Here is a 19,302-nt window from a genome sequence, read left to right on the forward strand (position 1 = left end):
TTCTATGTTTAAGTTTGCAACTAAAACTCAATTCTGAAGAAATGAAGATTTTTAATCTCTTGTTTTGTTGTTTATTTATTTTTTCTGCGGCACTGCAGTATAATGATCCCGATCCATATTTGTGGATGCCAATTTATCTGTACGGAGCAGCATTGTGCTGGCTTGCATTCAAGGGCAAATATTTTCCAAAGGCTTATATCATCGGTATTATTTTATACCTCGGCTACGCTATTTATTTGCTCCTGGAAAGTGATGGTGTGATAGATTGGTATTCCAAACATGATTCAGAAAGTCTTGTACAAACAATGAAGGCAACAAAACCCTGGATTGAGAATACAAGAGAATTCGGCGGCCTGCTGATATTGATTATCGTTTTAGCGATAAATTATTTTTACAGCAAACGAAAAGCGAAGAAAGTAAAAAGAATTACTTAAAATCAATTCTGCTTAGTCCTGAATCTTTATTCTTACTAAACCAACCAGTCCCATATTCAAGAATATATAATTTGCCATCAGGCCCTAATTCCATATCAACAGGCGCTGCAAATTTTACATTTTCCAAAAAAGGCTCCATTCGATAAAAATCACCATTGGGTTGAAGCGTTACAGCTTTTATCCAGTTGCGCATCCATTCATAAATAAAAAGTTTACCATTATAATATTCAGGCATTCTTGTTTTATCAGGAAACAGATCTGCATAATAAACGGGTCCGGCCATTGCTGTTCTTCCACCGGTAGCTGTTTGTGGAAAATCAGGAGAGTTACCATAAGGATACCAGATAAAAGGCTGTGCTACTGCCGGCAATTCTTTTATACCTGTATTATTTCTTGAATCGTTTACCGGTTTTAACGGATCAAACTTTTCTCCTGTTTTGCCAGTATTATAATCGTATTTATAATATGGAAAATTTTTACCGACAAATAAAGGCCAGCCGAAATAACCTGCGCTACGGGCCTGGTTAATTTCATCATATCCCCTGGGTCCACGGGTAGCAAAACTATCTTTATCTGAATCTGGCCCAACTTCGCCCCAATATAAATAACTGTTTTTCTGATCAACACTAATGCGATAGGGGTTACGGTTTCCCATTACATAAATTTCAGGCTTGGTATTCGGTTGGTCTTTTGCAAATAAATTTCCATCGGGAATTGTATAAGTTCCATCTTCATTAATTTTTAGGCGGATAATTTTTCCCCTAAGATCATTTGAATTGGATGCTGTTCTTCTTGCGTCATATTGTTCAAACCCGGGCCTGTCATCAATAGGCGCAAAACCACGATTTACAAATGGCTTCTTAGGCTGATCAAAAGGAGTGGAGTTATCGCCGGTTGATACATACAATAATCCATCGGGTCCAAATGCAATAGAGCCCCCGGTATGACAACAGATCTCACGTTGTGAATAGAATTGAAGAACAATTTTTTCTGAGCTCATATCGATCTTGTCATCCTTTACTGTAAATCTTGACAACCTGTTTACTGATGTATCAGCAGGAGAATAAAAAATAAAAACATGATTATTCTTTGCATAGTTGGGGTCTTTTGCAATACCCAGCAAGCCTTCTTCAGCATTTACAGTAGTGTCTTTTAATGAACGGAAATAAACTTTCAGAAAACCTGCCTGCTTTAATTCTTTGGTTTCATTTTTATAAAGAAGGATCTCTCCACGGCGTTGAACAATTAATATATCGAGATTGGGTAGCACGGTCATTTCAGTAGGTTCATAGAATTCTCCTTTTGTCAAAACTGTTTTTGAAATTTTAGTTGAATCAGGAGGATATTGCGATTTTACATTGGCATAATCCAGTTTTTTATTTTCACCAATGGCATATTGGATGCCGCCTGTGATATGTTTCAGGTAAACAGAATCTGTATAAGATTCTTCAGTATGTCCTAATTCAGTATAAAATGCCCTTCCGCCGTCATAATCATGATACCATGCCATAGGGTGATCATTATTATGCTTACCACCTTCATAAGATGTTTCATCTATCTTCAGTAAAACCTTCACATCCTTATTCATGTTTTTAAAATTGTACCACTCATCAGTTTTTGTCCAGGTATCACCGAGATGTTTTGTTGAAGGATGGTTTTTATCTGTTACAATTAATTTTGCTTCCTGCGGTTTTGGATGACTTTCAAAATTGCCGCCAACCATTCGTGCATACCATATCCAATCGTATTCTGTATCGGTAGCTGAATGAATGCCTACAAAACCGCCACCGGCTTGTATATATCTTTCAAATGCAGTTTCCTGGTATGTATTTAAAACATTTCCTGTTGTACTCAGAAAAATAACTGCAGCATATTTTTTTAAATTGTCTTCTGTGAAAACAGATGCATCTTCTGTTGTATCTACTTTCCAGTTATTTTCAGTACCCAGTTTAAGCAAAGCAGCTTTCCCATTTGGAATTGAACTATGCCTGAAGCCCTGTGTTTTTGAAAAAACCAGTACTCTTGTTTCTGTTTTTTGATTGCATGCGGAAAAAGCAAGGAGTACAATAATCCCTGTCAACAGTTTATTTTTCATTTTTGGATTTAATTGAATTGAATATTTAATTAAGCTGTGGATCGATCGGGAAGTTAATCATCATTTCAAAATCACCGCCAAGATGTTTGAGAGAATCTTTCCAGATCTCATCGATATTTTTATGAAAGATCAGTTTGCGTTCTGCCTGTACGGTCAACCAGCTTTTTTCTTTTAATTCACCATCCAACTGGCCGCCACTCCAGCCGCTATACCCAACATAGAACCGGATCTTCGAAGGTTTTATTTCCTTCTTTTTAATCATATCTATCACCATTTCAAAATCGCCACCCCAATAAATACCTTTTGATATTTCAAAACTTCCAGGGATTATATCCGGGTATTGGTGAATAAAATGAAGTGTATCCATTTGTACCGGGCCGCCATAATAAACCGGGAATTTATGACCTTCCAGGTCGGGGATGATCTCGTCCAGTGTATTTTCAATTTGCTTATTTAATACAAAACCAAAGCTGCCCTCAGCTTTATGTTCGCACAAAAGAACAACAGTCCTGAGAAAATTCGGGTCTTTCAGAAAAGGATCAGCGATTAATAATATACCGGGAGCCGGTTCAATCATATTTCAATTTACAGAAAATTCAATCAGCATGTATAAAAGGGCCCACGGTTTCTAAAATACGGTTAAAATATCCCGGTGGAAAGAGGACAGTCTTTTCTGCGCTGATTATGTGTTATTTTGCAGCGGTTTAAAAAGCCCCATTTAGTGAAAAAAATCTATACCATAATTTTTATACTCATCAGTCTTTCCCTTGCAGGTATCATTATCATTCAGTTTCTATGGATAAAGAATGTTAGAAATGTGCAAGAGGACAGGTTGAAAGAAAAAATTGATAAAGCCGTTGAAATTGTAGGGGAAGAACTAAAAGAGTATAAAGGCTCCATTTCTGGTACAAGCAAAATGGGTACAGGGGGCATGCTGGATAATTTTAATATTGAGTACTTAAAAAAATCTATTACAGTATCGCAGAGGTTTACGGTGGCTGATCTGGAAATAAAAATGAGAGCTGCACTAAAACAGGTTCGTTTAGAAGACATCCCATTTGAATTTGGCCTTGCAACTTTTAATCTGCGTTCTAATGCAGTCGGACATTTGGAAAGAAACTCAAGAAATTTTGTCAAGGTTTACTGGGATAGTGTAAATAATTATATAAGTCCGCCACAATTGATCATCACACCTAGCGGATCTGCAGCAGAAAATCTCAGTCCTGATGAAACATTTACTGTCGTTATTCCGAATTTTAAAAAGTTGGTTTATAAATCTCTTTCATGGAGTATTATAATGGCAGTATTCTTTACCATTGTTATCATTACTGCTTTTTACCTGACCGTGAGAACAATGCTGCGACAGAAAAAACTCAGTGAGATAAAAAATGATTTTATAAACAATATGACCCATGAGTTTAAGACCCCGATCGCCACTATTTCGCTTGCAGTAGATGCATTGCGAAACGAAAAGGTGATGAGTGATAGAGAGAAGATGGGTTATTTCAATAGTATTATCAAAGAGGAAAATCAGCGGATGAACCGACAGGTGGAAACGATATTAAAAGCATCCCAGTTGGAAAAACAGGAAGTAGAGCTTTTACTTAAACCCCAACATGTGCATGAGGTGATAAAGGATGTGGCTGATAATTTCACACTGCAGCTAAATGAGAAAAATGGTAAAGTAGAGCTTGATCTGAATGCAAAGGAAGATCTGATCGAAGCAGATGAAGTTCATTTTTCAAATCTTGTCAACAATCTTATTGATAATGCAGTAAAATATGCCAAGGATAATGTTCCTCCTGAAATTAAAATTTCGACGCAATCAAACGGAAAACATTTTATTTTTCAGATCGATGATAATGGAATTGGAATGTCGAAGGAGACACTGAAGCGAATTTTTGAAAAATTTTACCGGGCACATACCGGCAATATTCATAATGTAAAAGGATTTGGTTTGGGCCTGAGTTATGTAAAGACAATGGTAGAGGCTCATGGCGGCGAAATAAAGGCAGACAGTGTTCCCGGTCGTGGCAGCACATTTGTTATTGAACTGCCTTTGAAGAAAGCAACTGCTTAAAAAAACATTATACTTCCATCACCATAACTGAGAAACCGGAAGTCATTCTCCAAAGCATAATCGTATACTTTCCTCCAATCATCGCCAATCAAAGCTGATACAAGTAACAATAAAGTTGATTGTGGTTGATGAAAATTTGTGATCAGGGCTTTTGCAATTTTAGGTTTATATCCTGGCGCAATTATAATTTGGGTTTTAGTAACCAGTTTACCTGCTTTATTTTTCTCCATCCATTTCAACAATGAATTAAGAGCTTCTTCTGCAGGAATGTTTTTTGTGTAAAATTCATAAGGTTCCCATTGAGTGACTTCCAACCCGATAGCTATCGGATCCTCACTCCTAACTCCCGGCTCCAAACTCTTAACCCCCAGCCAATATAAACTCTCTATCGTTCTAAGACTTGTAGTTCCGACTGCTACGATTGTTTTATCAAGATTTTCAAGTAAATGCCTGATTGTTTCTTTAGACACCTCAATAAACTCTGCATGCATTTCATGTTTTTCCATTACTTCAACCTTCACTGGTTTGAATGTGCCAGCACTAACATGAAGGGTCACAAAATCTGTTTGAATAGTTTTCCTTCTCAGTTCTTCAAAAATAGTCGGAGTAAAATGCAAACCTGCAGTAGGAGCAGCCACTGAGCCATCAAATTTTGCATAAACAGTTTGATATCTCTCTGAATCTTCTGCTTCTGCTTTTCTTTTTATATAAGGTGGGAGAGGGATAGCTCCAGCTTTATGCAGTATTTCAGCAAAACTCAAATTTGAATCCCAGGAAATTTCTACAATAAAGCAATCGGTTCTTTTTTCAACAAATCGACATTGAAGATCTAGATCTTCAATTTTTTTCTCCAATACCTGGCCATGTTTCCATTTTGATGCACCGCCAATTAAACATTTCCATAAAACCTTTTCATGTTGCATCATAGCAGTTGTTATATCGGGATATTGTTCATGAGGTTCCAGGCAGAATATCTCAATGACGCCACCAGATGATTTTTGAAAAAGTAATCTTGCTTCTACAACTTTTGTGTTATTAAAAATGAGTAGTGAATCTTCTGGAATGAAGTCCGCAAGGTTTTTGTAAACAGATCCAGTGATAGTTCCATTCTTATAAACCAACAATTTTGAACTATCTCTTTCTGCTAAGGGATGGAAAGCAATCTTGTCTTCGGGTAAATGATAAGTAAAATCCTTTATGGATAAATTTTTCGGATGCATAGAACACAGCCAACTGCTGTATTTAGTGAATGACAAATGTACTAACGTTTCGCAACCGGTACAACCAGTTTCAATCCGCTCCAGATATCACTTACTGCGCAAACTTTCACATCTACCAGATTATTTTGCAATGCATAGCTTCTTATTACATCTTCAGTAATATCAGTTTCAATCCTTTTAGCTTTTTTATACCAGGAAACCCAAATTGTAATTGAAGTGTTTTTCCTGATCAATGATTTCATTTTTTTCATCTCTGATAAAAACTCTTTCTGAGATTGTACAAATAAATGAATCAAATCGGGTGTTTCATTCTTCTTGCATAATTGTTCATCAAGATTTACTTCAATTAGTTTATAATAATCATCGGGCTGATTGATCAACAGCAATTTCATCTCTGGCTTGATGCCGAGTTTCTTTAAAAGTGGTGTTCCGGAATATCCTGCAGTTGCCATTTCATGAAGTAAAAACAATTTCTGTATTCAAAAAACCCACTTATAGAAAGCATTTCATGTCCTTTCCACAGCTTATTAACAGCAATCCACAGTAAAAACACAGTTGCAGAAAATCCATAACTATTAAATGGTGGTAAAACCCATACCAGTTCAGGCTTTCAGTGGGATAAAGTGGTGGGGAAAAAATAAAATAAGAAAAATTTGGTGGTTAAGTGGGAAAAAGTGTTATTTTGTGTTATTAATTTTAAAACGGTGCAAACCTCTGATAATGACAGGCTTTCTCGGAGAATTCGAATCAACACTGGACGCAAAGGGGCGTTTTCTTCTCCCGGGCGGTTTCAAAAAGCAGCTTGAGGAAGGAGAGTCGTTGAAGTTTGTTATCAACAGGGGTTTTGAAAAATGCTTGAGTCTTTACCCGGTTAAAAACTGGGAGCCGCTCTACAACGAAATAAATAACCTGAGCGATTTTGACCCGAAGGCCCGTGAGTTTAAAAGGATGTTTTTAAATGGTGCCACAATAGTTGAACCGGACAGTGCAGGAAGAATACTGGTGCCACCCAACCTGAAGCAACATGCAGAGCTCGAAAAAGATCTGGTACTGATGGCGACAGGTAACAAACTTGAAATATGGGATAGTAAGAATTATAAAAAGTTCTTTGACTCGTACTCCCCCGAAACATTCAGTAACCTGGCAAAAGACGTGATGGTAAAGGACAAGGATAAGGAGTAATTATTGATCAATAATTATTAATTATTTGGAACAACACTATCATACGCCGGTCTTACTAAATGAAACGATTGATGCTTTGGCGATAAAACCCGGAGGCATTTATGTTGATTGCACATTCGGCGGCGGCGGACATTCGAAAGTGATTCTTGAAAAATTGAGCGAAAAAGCCCGCCCGGACGACCCGGTCGGACGGGGAAAACTGATCGCATTTGATCAGGATATAACTGCTAAACAAAATGTTCCCGATGATTCAAGAGTGTTGTTTGTACAACAAAACTTTCGTCATGTTGCCCGGTTCTTAAAGTTGCACAACATAAATGAGATTGATGGATTGCTTGCAGATCTTGGCGTAAGCAGTCACCAGTTTGATGAAGCAGAAAGAGGGTTTTCATTTCGTTTTGATGCGGCGATGGATATGCGGATGGATCAACGGCAAACATTGACAGCCGCAGAAATCATCAAAACGTATAATGAGCAGCAATTGCACAAAATGTTTGAGCAGTATGGCGAAGTGACAAACGCAAAAACTTTAGCCAGGACAATTGTTCAGGTCCGAAACACTGCACAGCTCAAAACGATCGACGGTTTCAGGAATGCAATCAGGGGGGCAGTGAAAGGAAATCCCAACAAGTACTTTGCCCAGGTATTTCAGGCTTTTCGAATTGAAGTGAATGATGAAATGGGAGCATTGAAAGACCTGTTGACGCAAATTCCAAAATTGCTGAAACCCGGGGGCAGAGCAGCCATCATTACGTTTCATTCCATTGAAGACAGATTGGTAAAGAATTTTTTTCGTCGCGGCACATTCGATGAGCCGGAAGAGAACCCGTTTATCAACGATGAAACGGTAAGTGAACTGAAAGTGATAACAAAGAAACCGATCGTACCCACCGAAAAAGAGATGAAACAAAATCCGAGATCAAGAAGTGCAAAGTTGAGAGTGACAGAGAAGGTGAATAGTGAATAGTGAATGGTGAGTGTGATGATGATGAAGTAAGCGGCATTACTACTATGATGCTTTTGTTGCGACGCTCCGTTCATCGTTCTTATCATTATTAAGCATGTACCTATCAGCATAACATATATAGATTTTTTGGAAAATCTATATCCTTTGAAATAAACCCTTGTATGCAATACCTGTGAAGGCCGAACATCCAGGATCAGTAAGTGAAAAACCAACAAACTGAATGAGCTAAAATTCATTTATGCAGGAACAACAAACAAAGGAACGGAATCTGAAACCTGAATCAACGCCAGGTGGATGGAAGAGGTGGCTCAACTACCACTCCATTGTTAAGCAGATCCCGTTCTTTCTGTTCCTCGCAGCATTAGCCGTGTTGTATATCTATAACGGCCATTATGCAGACAAAACAATCCGGAAAATAAATATAACAGCAAAAGAAGTAAAGGAACTGCAGTACGAACATAAAATGATAAAGAGTGAAGTGATGTTTCGCAGTAAACAAAGTGAGTTGGTAAAAGCAGTTGAACCATTGGGATTAAAAGAACTGACAGACGCACCAATGGTTTTGAAGAGTGAGTGATGATTGCTGAACAGGATCACAGGAAGATGATCCGCCGAAGGCGGACGCAAGGGACGGCGATAGTAGCTCTGAAGATGATAAAAAAATCTTTTACAGGACATAAAGGGTTTTCATAACAACTAAAACCAACATAGAAAAAGGGCATTGGAAGTTAGACGTGACATACTATGGAGAGTGTACATGAGTTTTATGGGTATTGTACTGTTTGGTGTATTGGTACTTGGTAAAACTTTCTACATTCAGCGTTTCCAGGGAAATTACTGGCGCAGCATGAGTGACAGCCTGCATCAGAAAATTGAATCCATCGACGCTGAAAGGGGTACTGTCTTCAGCGAAGACGGCCAAATGCTTAGCACTTCGATTCCCACCTTCGATATCTACATAGATTTTCTTGCTGATGGTTTACAGGAGAAAAAAGGAAAACGTTTCAAAGAAAATATTGATTCTTTTACTGTTGCCTTATCTGATTATTTCGGTGATAAATCTGCTGCAGCGTACAAACGTGACTTACAAAATGCCTACCGGGATAAAAACAGGTATTACCCTTTGAAGAAAAAACTATCCTTTGAAGATTACAAAACATTTCGCCAGTTTCCACTGGTGAAATTAGGTAGAAACAAAAGCGGTGTTATCGTTGAAGTAAACAGCAAACGCTTAATGCCTTTTGGTTTGCTTGCCAACCGCACCATTGGTTTATCAAGAGATTTTGTTGCAACCAACGGCAAAATGAAAAAGACAAATGTGGGATTGGAAAAAAGTTTCGACACCTTATTAAATGGTCAGAAAGGTGAACGCCTTGTTCGCTTTATAGCTGGTGGTACTGCTATTCCTGTTGAAGGTTACCAGATAGAACCTGAGAATGGTAAAGATGTATTTACAACACTGGATGTAAATATGCAGGACATAACAGAAACTGCATTGATGAAGATGATGCTTGAAAGTGAAGCACAGTATGGAACTGCCATTGTAATGGAAACAAAAACAGGGAAGATCAAAGCGATTGCAAATCTTGGTCGGCAGAAAGATGGCAGCTACTGGGAAGATGATAATTATGCATTGCGTGTTACAGAGCCGGGCTCCACTATTAAACTCGTTACATTATTATCTGTATTGGAAGAAGGAAGTTCTGAGATTACTGATATGGTCGAAGTAGGTTCAGCAGGTCAGATGATCGTTGGCCCGAGAAATGTAAATGATGCTGAACGTTCGCCTCGTCCTGTATTAAGTGTGAAAGAATGTTTTGCTCATAGCTCAAATGTTGGAATGAGTAAGCTTGCTTACAAAGCATTTGCAAATAATCCAAAGAAGTTTAAAGAATACCTCCACAAATATCATATGGATGTTAAATCACCGATTGATTTAACGGATGTACCCAAGCCAGTATTTTCTTCATTCGAAAAAAATGCAGGCGGTGTAATGAATATGATCACAATGAGTTTTGGTTATTCATTAAATGTTTCTCCGCTGCATACACTCACATTGTATAATGCAATTGCTAATGACGGCAAGATGATGAAGCCTTACCTGGTGAATGGAATAAAAAGAGACGGTATAATGACGCAACAGTTTAGCCCGGTTGTTTTGGAAGGAAACATTGCAAAACCTTCTGCAGTTAAGGCAGCACAAGAAAGTATGGAGTTGGTAGTTACAGAAGGAACAGGCAGGCCAGCATTTAAAGGATTTCCATTTGCAGTGGCCGGTAAAACAGGTACAGCACATGTGGCCGATCGTGGTATACAATATAATGATATGGTTTACCAGGCCTCATTCGTTGGATATTTTCCCGCTAATAATCCGCAGTACTCATGCATCGTGGTGATCCGTACCAAACCACATGCAGCTATGCACTACGGTGGCCAGTTAGGGGCGCCGGTGTTTAAAGAGATCGCTTCAAAACTATATGCCATGTATGTTGACAATAAAACTGTCAACTATGCCGGTGTTAAAAGTGACAGTAATTCTTATTTCTACTCCGGCTATTCAAAAGATATAAGAACTGTATATAGTACAATGAATATCGCTGCAAAAGATTCTGCGGCGCAGAATAACTGGGGGATTGTTTATAGTAATAATTACCAGCCGGTGGTGAAAGGGTTTGATGTAAGGAATAAGCAGATGCCGAATGTAAAAGGTATGGGATTGAAAGATGCATTGTTTATGCTGGAGAATATGGGGCTGAAAGTCGTAGTGAAAGGAAAAGGCAAAGTAGCAAGTCAATCAGTGCAGATAGGCGCACAGGTGACAAAAGGAATGGTAGTATATATTGAACTGAGTTAAAACAGTGGATTAAAAAATCAATCATTGCTTTTAAAAGATGTTTTATATAAAGTGGCATTAAGATCTGTGGCGGGAAGTACAGACAGTGAAGTAAAGGATGTGCAGATCGATTCGAGAAGAATAACAAATGGTTCTGTTTTTATAGCAGTGAAGGGAGTAGCGATGGATGGCCATGAGTTCATTGATAAAGCAGTTGATGCAGGGGCAAAGACGATCGTATGCGAAGAGTTGCCTGCATCGCTGAAAGAAGGTGTCAATTATGTACAGGTAGAAAACAGCGCTGAGGCTGCTGCTCATATTGCACATAATTTTTACGGTCAGCCATCAGAGAAACTAAAACTGGTAGGAGTGACCGGGACAAACGGAAAAACAACAATAGCAACATTATTATATAAGCTCTTTACATCGCTGGGTTATAAATGCGGATTGCTGAGTACGGTGGAAAATATAATTGGAGATAAAGCAGAACCTTCCAGTCATACCACACCGGATACGATCAGCCTGAATGCGACATTGAAAACAATGTATGATGAAGGATGCACACATGTGTTTATGGAAAATAGTTCACATGCTATTCATCAGCATCGCAGTACAGGATTGAAGTTTACCGGTGCCTTGTTCAGCAACATCACACATGACCACCTGGATTATCATAAAACATTTGATGAATATATCCGGGTGAAGAAATCCTTCTTCGACAATTTATCATCTGATGCATTTGCCATCAGCAATGCAGACGATAAAAGAGGATTGGTGATGCTGCAGAACACCAACGCAAGAAAATACCTGTACAGCCTGCGCACAGCAGCCGAGTATAAAGGAAAAATTCTTGATAACAGCCTGACGGGTCTGCATATGGTGATAAATGAACAAGAAGTTTATTTCAGGTTGATTGGTGAGTTCAATGCTTATAACCTGCTGGCTGTTTATGGTGCAGCAATTTGTATGGGCGAGGATAAACATGAAGTGCTTAAGTTCTTAAGTGTGTTGACCGGTGCAGAAGGAAGATTTGATTATATGATCTCGCCGAAAGAAAAAATAATCGCAATTGTAGATTATGCTCACACACCGGATGCTCTTTTAAATGTGCTGGCAACGATAAAGAAATTGAGAAAAGGAAATGAGAAAATAATCACAGTTGTTGGGTGTGGTGGTGACAGGGACAAAACTAAAAGACCCATCATGGCAGAAGTAGCCTGCGAGCATAGTGATAAAGTGATATTGACAAGTGATAATCCAAGAAGTGAGAATCCGGAACAAATAATAAAAGACATGGAGCAGGGAGTAGGGATAGCGTCGAGGAAAAAAACATTATCGATAGCAGACAGAAGAGAAGCAATAAAAACGGCGATCAACCTGGCAGAAACAGAAGATATCATACTGGTAGCAGGTAAAGGACATGAAAAATACCAGGAGATAAAAGGAGTGAAGCATCATTTTGATGATAAAGAAATAGTGAGAGAGATGTTTGATGTATTGGAAAAGTGAGACGAGAAAAGTGAAAAGTGAAACTGGAGTTTTTTGACGTTTGACATTTCACCTTTCACCAAAAGAAGCAATTACTTGGACGGTAATTATAAATCAGGCTGCGGATCGGAGGAACGAACCTCCTCCGGTTCAAAGCAAAACCAACTGGCAACATGCTGTATCATTTATTTGAATGGTTTAAAGAACAGAAGATTGACTTCCCCGGAAGCCAGTTGTTCTACTTCCTTACATTCCGTGTAATGCTGGCCATGTTGCTTTCACTGGTGATAACATTGGTTTATGGTAAGAAGCTGATAGAGATGATAAGCAAAAGGATCGGAAATGAAACTGTTCGTGATCTGGGATTGGCAGGTGAACAGTCAAAGAAGAGTACACCAACAATGGGAGGTTTGATCATCATCATCGGCATTCTCGTTCCCACTTTATTGTTTGCAAGATTAAATACAATATATATTATCATCATGCTGGTAGCCACTGTGTGGTTGGGTTTAATTGGTTTTATTGATGACTATTTAAAGATCAGGGCAAAACGAATAGCACAGCAGCAAGGAATCCCTTATAAAAAAGGCGACAAAGATGGTTTGGCAGGATGGTTTAAAATTCTCGGGCAGGTTGGCTTAGGATTATTTGTTGCATTGATCTTATATTTTAATTCCGGCGTACAAATATGGAGAGAGTACCAGGGTACTTATAATCCCCAAGATTCAACTCAGCGACAGATTCCATTAAATGGCAAAGAAAAAGTATATGTAATAACAAAAGAACCGATCACAACTATTCCGTTTGTAAAAAGCCATGAGTTTAATTATACAAAACTATTGCCGGCCGGATTGAGGAAATATTCATGGATACTTTATGCACTCATTGTAATATTTATCATTACTGCAGTTTCTAATGGTGCAAATATTACAGATGGATTGGATGGATTAGCATCAGGTACTTCAGCCTTGATCGGAGTTTGTCTCGGCATATTCGCTTATTCAAGTGGTAGTTTCTTTTTGGCTGATTATCTAAAGATAATGTACATACCGAATCTCGGTGAGCTCTCTGTATTTATTGCGGCAATGGTTGGCGCCTGTATCGGTTTCCTGTGGTATAACTCTTACCCGGCACAAGTGTTCATGGGTGATACAGGAAGTTTAACACTGGGAGGGATCATTGCTTCAATAGCAATCATTGTACATAAAGAATTATTGATACCGATTTTTTGTGGAATATTCTTCGTTGAGTTGTTGAGTGTGATGTTACAGGTAAGTTATTTCAAATACACAAAAAGAAAATTTGGAGAAGGCAAAAGAATATTCCTGATGAGTCCTTTGCATCATCATTATCAGAAAAAAGGATATCACGAGGTGAAGATAGTAACGAGGTTTTGGTTGATAACATTATTACTGGTGCTGTTGGCTATTGTGACATTGAAGTTGAGATAGAGATTACTGAAAAACCCAAATACTGACCCTGCTTCAAACGTAATTGTGGTGCAGTTGTATTCGAATCCAATACTTGTGAAAAACCAGGCTCCGTACAACGTTTGGAAACTTGAAAACTAACCCACCGTCTTCTCCCGATTTGGTCGGGAGAATGAAGGTGAGGAAATGAAGAAGAAAGATGAAAAGGAAAATGGTAATACTGGGAGGGGGCGAAAGCGGTGTCGGAGCTGCTTTGCTGGCAAAACAGAAAGGATATGATGTTTTTCTTTCCGATGGAAGCTCTTTGAAGGATATATATCGCAACGAACTGCAACAGGCGGGAATCGATTTTGAAGAAGGTAAACACAGCGAAGAAAAAATTCTAAGTGCTGATGAAGTGGTGAAAAGCCCGGGCATTCCCGAAAAGAATGACCTGGTAAAAAAGATAAGGACAAAAGAAATTTCAATTATCAGTGAAATAGAATTGGCTTACCGCTTCAAAGGAGAAAGTAAAATTGTTGCCATTACAGGCAGTAATGGAAAAACAACAACAACTGCTTTGACACATCACATTTTTAAAACTGCAGGTGTTGATTGTGCACTGGTAGGAAATATCGGTTACTCTTTTGCAAAACAAATAGCTGAAGATCCTAAACCGGTTTATATCGCCGAGATAAGCAGTTTCCAGTTAGATGATATAAAAGAGTTCAGGCCGGATGTGGCAATACTCACAAATATCACTGAAGATCACCTGGATCGTTACGATTACAAATTCGAAAATTATATCCGCAGCAAATTCCGAATTACGATGAACCAGCAGGCAAATGATCATTTCATTTACTGCGACGACGATGAAGTAACTATGAAATATTTAAACAAATTCAATATTCAATCAACCAAACTACCCATTAGCATGAAAAGAGAATTACCAAACGGAGCCTTTATTAAAGACGGGGATATGTACGTAAGAACAACAGGCGAGTACATGACAATGAGTGTATTTGATTTTGCACTCAAAGGAAAACACAATCAATACAACACAATGGCAGCATGTGTAGCCGGGGCAACGATGGAGCTCCGCAAAGAAAAGATCCGCGATGCGGTTGTCACATTTGAAAACCTCGAACATCGTATGGAGTATGTTTCAACTGTACGTGGCGTGGAATTCATCAATGACAGCAAAGCAACCAACGTGAACAGTACCTGGTATGCGTTGGAAAGCATGACAAAACCAACTGTATTAATACTCGGAGGAGTGGATAAAGGAAATGATTATTCATTGATGATTGATATGGTAAAAGAGAAAGTAAAAACAATTATCTGCATGGGTAAGGACAATGCTAAAATCCATGAAGCTTTTACCGATTCAGTTGATATGATTGTTGATACAGCCAGTGCACATGAAGCTGTGCAGGCAGCATTTCATTTTGCAGAAAAAGGAGACGTTGTATTATTAAGCCCAGCCTGTGCAAGTTTTGATCTATTTAAAAATTATGAAGATAGAGGCGATCAGTTTAAAAGAGCAGTAAGGGAGTTGTAAAAAATAATAACAAACCTAAAGCCAATAATCAAAGACCATTAACCAACCACCATCAACAAGTAACAGGATGACCGAAATACTCAACATACAAAATCAATTTAAAAACATTGGACAAAAAACCAAGGGTGATAAAGTCATCTGGGGTTTAGTAGTGTTGCTTGTCTTGTTTTCATTGCTTGCGGTGTACAGTGCTACGGGTTCGCTGGCTTACCAGAAATATCGTGGCAATACAGAAATTTACCTGTTCAAACAGATCGGGTTTATTGTATTTGGAATGATCGTAATTTATTTTGCGCATCTTGTTAATTATACATTCTATTCAAAATTTGCCCAGATACTTTTCCTGCTTTGTATTCCGCTACTGATCTATACTTTATTCTTTGGGGTAAGAATGAATGAAGGTAGCCGGTGGATCAGGCTCCCAATAATCGGTATGAACATGCAAAGTTCTGAGCTGGCAAAACTTGCGTTGTTTATGTACCTGGCAAGATTGCTTAGTAAGAAGCAACATGTGATCAAGGATTTTAAAACAGGATTTGTTCCGGTTATCACACCGGTACTTATCATGTGTGCATTGATCGCTCCCGCAAATCTTTCTACCGCATTATTATTAGGTGCTAGCTGCCTATTGCTCATGTTTATCGGCCGGGCCAACACAAAGCATATTTTATTGGTCATTTGTATTGCTATGATCCCTGTGTTAATGCTTATTGGAGCGGCAATGATAAAACATAACAATAATTCTGATAAAGCAGTCGTAGCTGCGACTTCTTCATCCGGTTTATTAAGCAGGGTAAACACTTGGGTAAGCCGGGTGGAAACATTTATATATGGCAGCAAGAATGTAATTGATGAAGATGCTTACCAGATCACACAAGCTAAAATTGCTATTGCACAAGGCGGCACTTTTGGCGCCGGACCGGGAAACAGTACACAACGAAATTTTTTACCACAGGCTTATAATGATTTTATTTTCCCTATCATCATTGAGGAGTATGGATTAGTGGGAGGGATGTTTATTCTATTTATCTATATCGTTTTTTTGTACCGATGTATTCGAATATTTAAAAAATGCCCTTATGCATTTGGTGCATTCCTGGCATTGGGTCTCAGTTTTACATTGGTCATACAGGCTATGATAAATATGGCAGTAAGTGTTGGATTGTTTCCGGTAACGGGTGTGACACTGCCATTGATAAGTATGGGCGGAACAAGTTTCTTATTTACATGTTTATCGATTGGAATAATATTAAGTGTAGCAAGAAATGCTGAAGTGGTAGAAGGGAAACCCTCCAAACCTTCCGCCTCAGGCGGAGAGGCTTATAAAGCTAACTAAAGATGAGTGATATAAATGATAATAGTGAGGCTTCAGGTTCCCCCTTTAGGGGGCGGAGGGGGCGCATTATAATAGCAGGAGGCGGTACAGGCGGACATATTTTTCCGGCAATAGCAATTGCCAATGCGTTGAAGAAAAGAGATAACAGTATTGAAATTCTTTTTGTAGGAGCAAAAGGAAAAATGGAAATGGAAAAAGTACCACAGGCAGGATATAAAATTGAAGGAATTGATATAGCAGGTTTCAATCGCAGTTCTTTGATAAAAAACATTGGGTTGCCATTCAAACTTATCAAAAGTTTTATTCAGGTAAGGGGAATTGTAAACCAGTTTAAGCCAGATGCAGTGATTGGCGTTGGCGGATATTCCAGTTTCCCGGTTTTAAGATTTGCACAAGCTAAAAGAATTCCAAGTTTTATTCATGAGTCAAATTCTTTTGCAGGCAAATCAAATATGCTGCTGGGAAAAAAAGCTACAAAAATTTTTGTGGCAATTGATGGAATGGAAAAATTCTTTCCTGCCAATAAACTGATGATAACAGGTAACCCTGTAAGAGCGGCAATTGCACACAACACAACCAATAAAACAGAAGCAATAAAATTTTTCTCATTGAATGAAATGAAAAAAACTGTTTTGGTTGTTGGTGGAAGCCTGGGAGCAAGATCAATTAATGAAGCAATTGATATGCACCTGGAAGAATTGTTGAAGGCAGACTTACAGATCATTTGGCAGACAGGAAAACCATATGCAGCAACAGCAAAGAAAAGATGTGAAGAGAAAAATGGTGTTTGGGTAAATGAGTTTATCACCCAAATGGAGAATGCTTATGGAGCTGCGGATATTGTTGTATCCCGTTCCGGCGCAATGACAGTTGCTGAACTCTGTGTAGCGAAGAAGCCGGTAATTTTTGTTCCGTATCCGTTCGCTGCAGAAGATCATCAGACCGTGAATGCTAAAAGGCTTGTTGAGAAAAATGCAGCGATGATGATCAAAGACAGTGAAGTAAAAGAAAAGCTCTTACAAACAATTATTGATTTGGCGAATAATGAGACAAAACAAAATGAAATGAAAGTTAATATTTCAAAGCTTGCAGTCATAAATGCTGATGAAAGGGTAGCTGATGAAGTATTAAAGACAATAAGCTGATTTAAGAAATTATCCTAATCCCCTTTAGGCCCGCCCGGATGACGGGTCGGACGGGGGTTAGGGGTAAGAAGGTCCAATCAATACTGTCCTTATGAAGAACCCCCTTCGGGGGATGTATAGGATTGAAAATTGAAAATTTTAAAACTGTGAGTGAATCAAGTATGCCAATTAATAAGATCAAGTCAGTTTATTTTATTGGCATTGGTGGGATCGGGATGAGTGCATTGGCCCGTTACTTTCATTCAAAAGAAGTTAAGGTAAGTGGCTATGATAAAACAGAAACTTCTTTGACAAAGGAATTGATGGCAAGTGGAATTGAAATTCATTATGAAGAAAGAATGGATTTAATCCCAAAAGAAGTGGAACTGGTTGTTTATACACCTGCTGTTCCAAAGGATCACAAAGAGTTGGTGTATTATCAGCAGAATGGATACAAAGTAGTAAAGCGGAGTGATGTGTTACAGATGATCTCCGAAAGCTCTTTTAATATCTGCATCGCAGGTACACATGGTAAAACAACAATTACAACAATGGTGGCGCATTTGCTCCGTCATACAGGTTATGGTTGTAATGCATTTCTCGGTGGCATATCAGTAAACTATGGAACTAATTTCTGGAGCAATGAAAGAAATGTATGTGTGATAGAAGCTGATGAATATGATAGAAGTTTTTTGAAATTAAGTCCGGATGTAGCCATCATTACAGCCATGGATGCCGACCACCTCGATATATATGGTACTCCTGCTGAAATGGAAAAGGCATTTATCGAATTCAGCAGTAAAGTAAAAAAAGGTGGTTTGTTGCTGAGCAAGCATGGCTTACAAAGAGGAAAAGAATTAAAAGCAGACAGGCACCTGACATACAGTTTGCAAAATGAAAGCGCAGATGTATATGCCGGAAATATAAAAATGGACGACGGTAGTTATGAGTTTGATGTGGTGATGAACGATAACAAGCTCGAAAATGTGAAATTGAATATGGGTGGAATGCATAATGTGGAGAATGTAACAGCGGCGATTGGTGTAGCAAGTTCTTTGGGAATTGAAAATGAAAAGATCAAAGCAGCGGTGGAAGATTTTCGCGGGGTGAAGAGAAGGTTTGAGTATATCATCAAAACAAAACAAATGGTATTGGTTGATGATTATGCTCACCACCCGGAAGAGTTAAGGGCATTGCTGAATGGCGCTAAGTCTTTGTTCAGGGAAAGAAAATGTACCATCATTTTTCAACCGCACCTGTACACAAGAACAAGGGACTTTGCTGATGGCTTTGCAGAAGTGCTTGACCTTGCTGATGAAACAATTTTATTGCCGATATACCCGGCAAGAGAATTACCGATAGAAGGTGTGAACAGCCAGATGATCCTTGATAAAATGAAAAGCAACCATAAAAGAGCGATGACAAAAGATGAAGTGATGAATTGGGTGAAGAATGATTTTTCAAAAAATGCGAATAAAGAATTCGGTGAGTTGTTGATAATGGCGGGAGCAGGGGATATAGATACAATGGTAAAGCCGGTTGGTGATTTTTTGATGAGTTGATTAGCAAATGT

General features: G+C 38.6%; 16 protein-coding genes. 12 read left to right on the top strand and 4 right to left on the bottom strand.

The genetic code is table 11. The annotated features are described in order from the left end of the window. Positions 1–41 precede the first annotated feature (41 nt). On the top strand, positions 42–434 hold the full coding sequence (locus tag E6H07_10500) for a hypothetical protein (protein TMI66299.1): 393 nt from the start codon (positions 42–44) through the stop codon (positions 432–434). On the opposite strand, the gene E6H07_10505 is transcribed toward E6H07_10500, so the two are convergent. Both E6H07_10505 and E6H07_10510 read right to left on the bottom strand, forming a co-directional pair. Next, positions 427–2,529 (bottom strand): Crp/Fnr family transcriptional regulator, encoded by a 2,103-nt coding sequence (locus E6H07_10505; protein ID TMI66300.1) that lies wholly within the window; start codon positions 2,527–2,529, stop codon positions 427–429. The two genes, E6H07_10500 and E6H07_10505, sit on opposite strands and share 8 nt — an antisense overlap. A 25-nt stretch (positions 2,530–2,554) precedes the next feature. Beyond that, positions 2,555–3,106: a YqgE/AlgH family protein gene (locus E6H07_10510; protein ID TMI66301.1), complete on the bottom strand. Its 552-nt coding sequence runs from the start codon at positions 3,104–3,106 to the stop codon at positions 2,555–2,557. 144 nt (positions 3,107–3,250) lie between these two features. On the opposite strand from E6H07_10510, the gene E6H07_10515 reads away from it, so the two are divergent. Beyond that, entirely contained in the window at positions 3,251–4,609 is a 1,359-nt protein-coding gene (locus E6H07_10515; protein ID TMI66302.1) for a HAMP domain-containing histidine kinase, read from the top strand. Here E6H07_10515 and E6H07_10520 read toward each other — a convergent pair. Together E6H07_10520 and E6H07_10525 are read right to left on the bottom strand one after the other, a co-directional pair. Continuing rightward, positions 4,606–5,829, bottom strand: a complete 1,224-nt coding sequence (locus E6H07_10520) for an S-adenosylmethionine:tRNA ribosyltransferase-isomerase (GenBank protein ID TMI66303.1) — start codon at positions 5,827–5,829, stop codon at positions 4,606–4,608. The two genes, E6H07_10515 and E6H07_10520, sit on opposite strands and share 4 nt — an antisense overlap. Before the next feature lie 41 nt (positions 5,830–5,870). Then, a complete protein-coding gene (locus E6H07_10525; GenBank protein ID TMI66304.1) occupies positions 5,871–6,281 on the bottom strand; it encodes a DUF3052 domain-containing protein in 411 nt (136 codons plus the stop codon). Between the two features lie 268 nt (positions 6,282–6,549). Between E6H07_10525 and mraZ the strand changes: the two genes are divergently transcribed. The 10 genes from mraZ (at position 6,550) to E6H07_10575 (ending at position 19,291) form a co-directional block, all read left to right on the top strand. Next, positions 6,550–7,011 carry a division/cell wall cluster transcriptional repressor MraZ gene (gene mraZ / locus E6H07_10530; protein TMI66305.1) on the top strand — a complete coding sequence of 154 codons (462 nt, stop codon included), beginning with the start codon at positions 6,550–6,552 and terminating at the stop codon, positions 7,009–7,011. A 25-nt stretch (positions 7,012–7,036) separates the two neighbouring features. Then, complete coding sequence (gene rsmH, locus E6H07_10535; protein TMI66306.1) at positions 7,037–7,978, top strand: 16S rRNA (cytosine(1402)-N(4))-methyltransferase RsmH; 942 nt, start codon at positions 7,037–7,039, stop codon at positions 7,976–7,978. A gap of 238 nt (positions 7,979–8,216) precedes the next feature. Further along, positions 8,217–8,555: a hypothetical protein gene (locus E6H07_10540; protein TMI66307.1), complete on the top strand. Its 339-nt coding sequence runs from the start codon at positions 8,217–8,219 to the stop codon at positions 8,553–8,555. A 144-nt stretch (positions 8,556–8,699) separates the two neighbouring features. After that, positions 8,700–10,832, top strand: a complete 2,133-nt coding sequence (locus tag E6H07_10545) for a PASTA domain-containing protein (GenBank protein TMI66308.1) — start codon at positions 8,700–8,702, stop codon at positions 10,830–10,832. 24 nt (positions 10,833–10,856) lie between these two features. Next, positions 10,857–12,320 (top strand): UDP-N-acetylmuramoyl-L-alanyl-D-glutamate--2,6-diaminopimelate ligase, encoded by a 1,464-nt coding sequence (locus E6H07_10550; GenBank protein ID TMI66309.1) that lies wholly within the window; start codon positions 10,857–10,859, stop codon positions 12,318–12,320. 152 nt (positions 12,321–12,472) lie between these two features. Next, complete coding sequence (locus tag E6H07_10555; protein ID TMI66310.1) at positions 12,473–13,750, top strand: phospho-N-acetylmuramoyl-pentapeptide-transferase; 1,278 nt, start codon at positions 12,473–12,475, stop codon at positions 13,748–13,750. A gap of 178 nt (positions 13,751–13,928) precedes the next feature. Then, positions 13,929–15,269: a UDP-N-acetylmuramoyl-L-alanine--D-glutamate ligase gene (gene murD, locus E6H07_10560; GenBank protein ID TMI66311.1), complete on the top strand. Its 1,341-nt coding sequence runs from the start codon at positions 13,929–13,931 to the stop codon at positions 15,267–15,269. Between the two features lie 67 nt (positions 15,270–15,336). Beyond that, the gene (locus tag E6H07_10565) at positions 15,337–16,605 is read left to right on the top strand and encodes a cell division protein FtsW (protein TMI66312.1); all 1,269 of its coding nucleotides are present in this window, start codon (positions 15,337–15,339) and stop codon (positions 16,603–16,605) included. A 2-nt stretch (positions 16,606–16,607) separates the two neighbouring features. Further along, positions 16,608–17,750 (top strand): undecaprenyldiphospho-muramoylpentapeptide beta-N-acetylglucosaminyltransferase, encoded by a 1,143-nt coding sequence (gene murG, locus E6H07_10570; protein ID TMI66313.1) that lies wholly within the window; start codon positions 16,608–16,610, stop codon positions 17,748–17,750. A 161-nt stretch (positions 17,751–17,911) separates the two neighbouring features. Then, the gene (locus E6H07_10575; GenBank protein ID TMI66523.1) at positions 17,912–19,291 is read left to right on the top strand and encodes a UDP-N-acetylmuramate--L-alanine ligase; all 1,380 of its coding nucleotides are present in this window, start codon (positions 17,912–17,914) and stop codon (positions 19,289–19,291) included. Positions 19,292–19,302 lie beyond the last annotated feature (11 nt).

Source organism: Bacteroidota bacterium, assembly GCA_005882315.1.
Lineage (GTDB): Bacteria > Bacteroidota > Bacteroidia > Chitinophagales > Chitinophagaceae > VBAR01.

Coding starts and splice junctions, on each gene's coding strand:
- E6H07_10500 (TMI66299.1), top strand. CDS start 42: ATGAAGATTTTTAATCTCTTGTTTTGTTGTTTATTTATTTTTTCTGCG.
- E6H07_10505 (TMI66300.1), bottom strand. CDS start 2,529: ATGAAAAATAAACTGTTGACAGGGATTATTGTACTCCTTGCTTTTTCC.
- E6H07_10510 (TMI66301.1), bottom strand. CDS start 3,106: ATGATTGAACCGGCTCCCGGTATATTATTAATCGCTGATCCTTTTCTG.
- E6H07_10520 (TMI66303.1), bottom strand. CDS start 5,829: ATGCATCCGAAAAATTTATCCATAAAGGATTTTACTTATCATTTACCC.
- E6H07_10525 (TMI66304.1), bottom strand. CDS start 6,281: ATGGCAACTGCAGGATATTCCGGAACACCACTTTTAAAGAAACTCGGC.
- mraZ (TMI66305.1), top strand. CDS start 6,550: ATGACAGGCTTTCTCGGAGAATTCGAATCAACACTGGACGCAAAGGGG.
- E6H07_10540 (TMI66307.1), top strand. CDS start 8,217: ATGCAGGAACAACAAACAAAGGAACGGAATCTGAAACCTGAATCAACG.
- E6H07_10555 (TMI66310.1), top strand. CDS start 12,473: ATGCTGTATCATTTATTTGAATGGTTTAAAGAACAGAAGATTGACTTC.
- murD (TMI66311.1), top strand. CDS start 13,929: ATGAAAAGGAAAATGGTAATACTGGGAGGGGGCGAAAGCGGTGTCGGA.
- E6H07_10565 (TMI66312.1), top strand. CDS start 15,337: ATGACCGAAATACTCAACATACAAAATCAATTTAAAAACATTGGACAA.
- murG (TMI66313.1), top strand. CDS start 16,608: ATGAGTGATATAAATGATAATAGTGAGGCTTCAGGTTCCCCCTTTAGG.
- E6H07_10575 (TMI66523.1), top strand. CDS start 17,912: ATGCCAATTAATAAGATCAAGTCAGTTTATTTTATTGGCATTGGTGGG.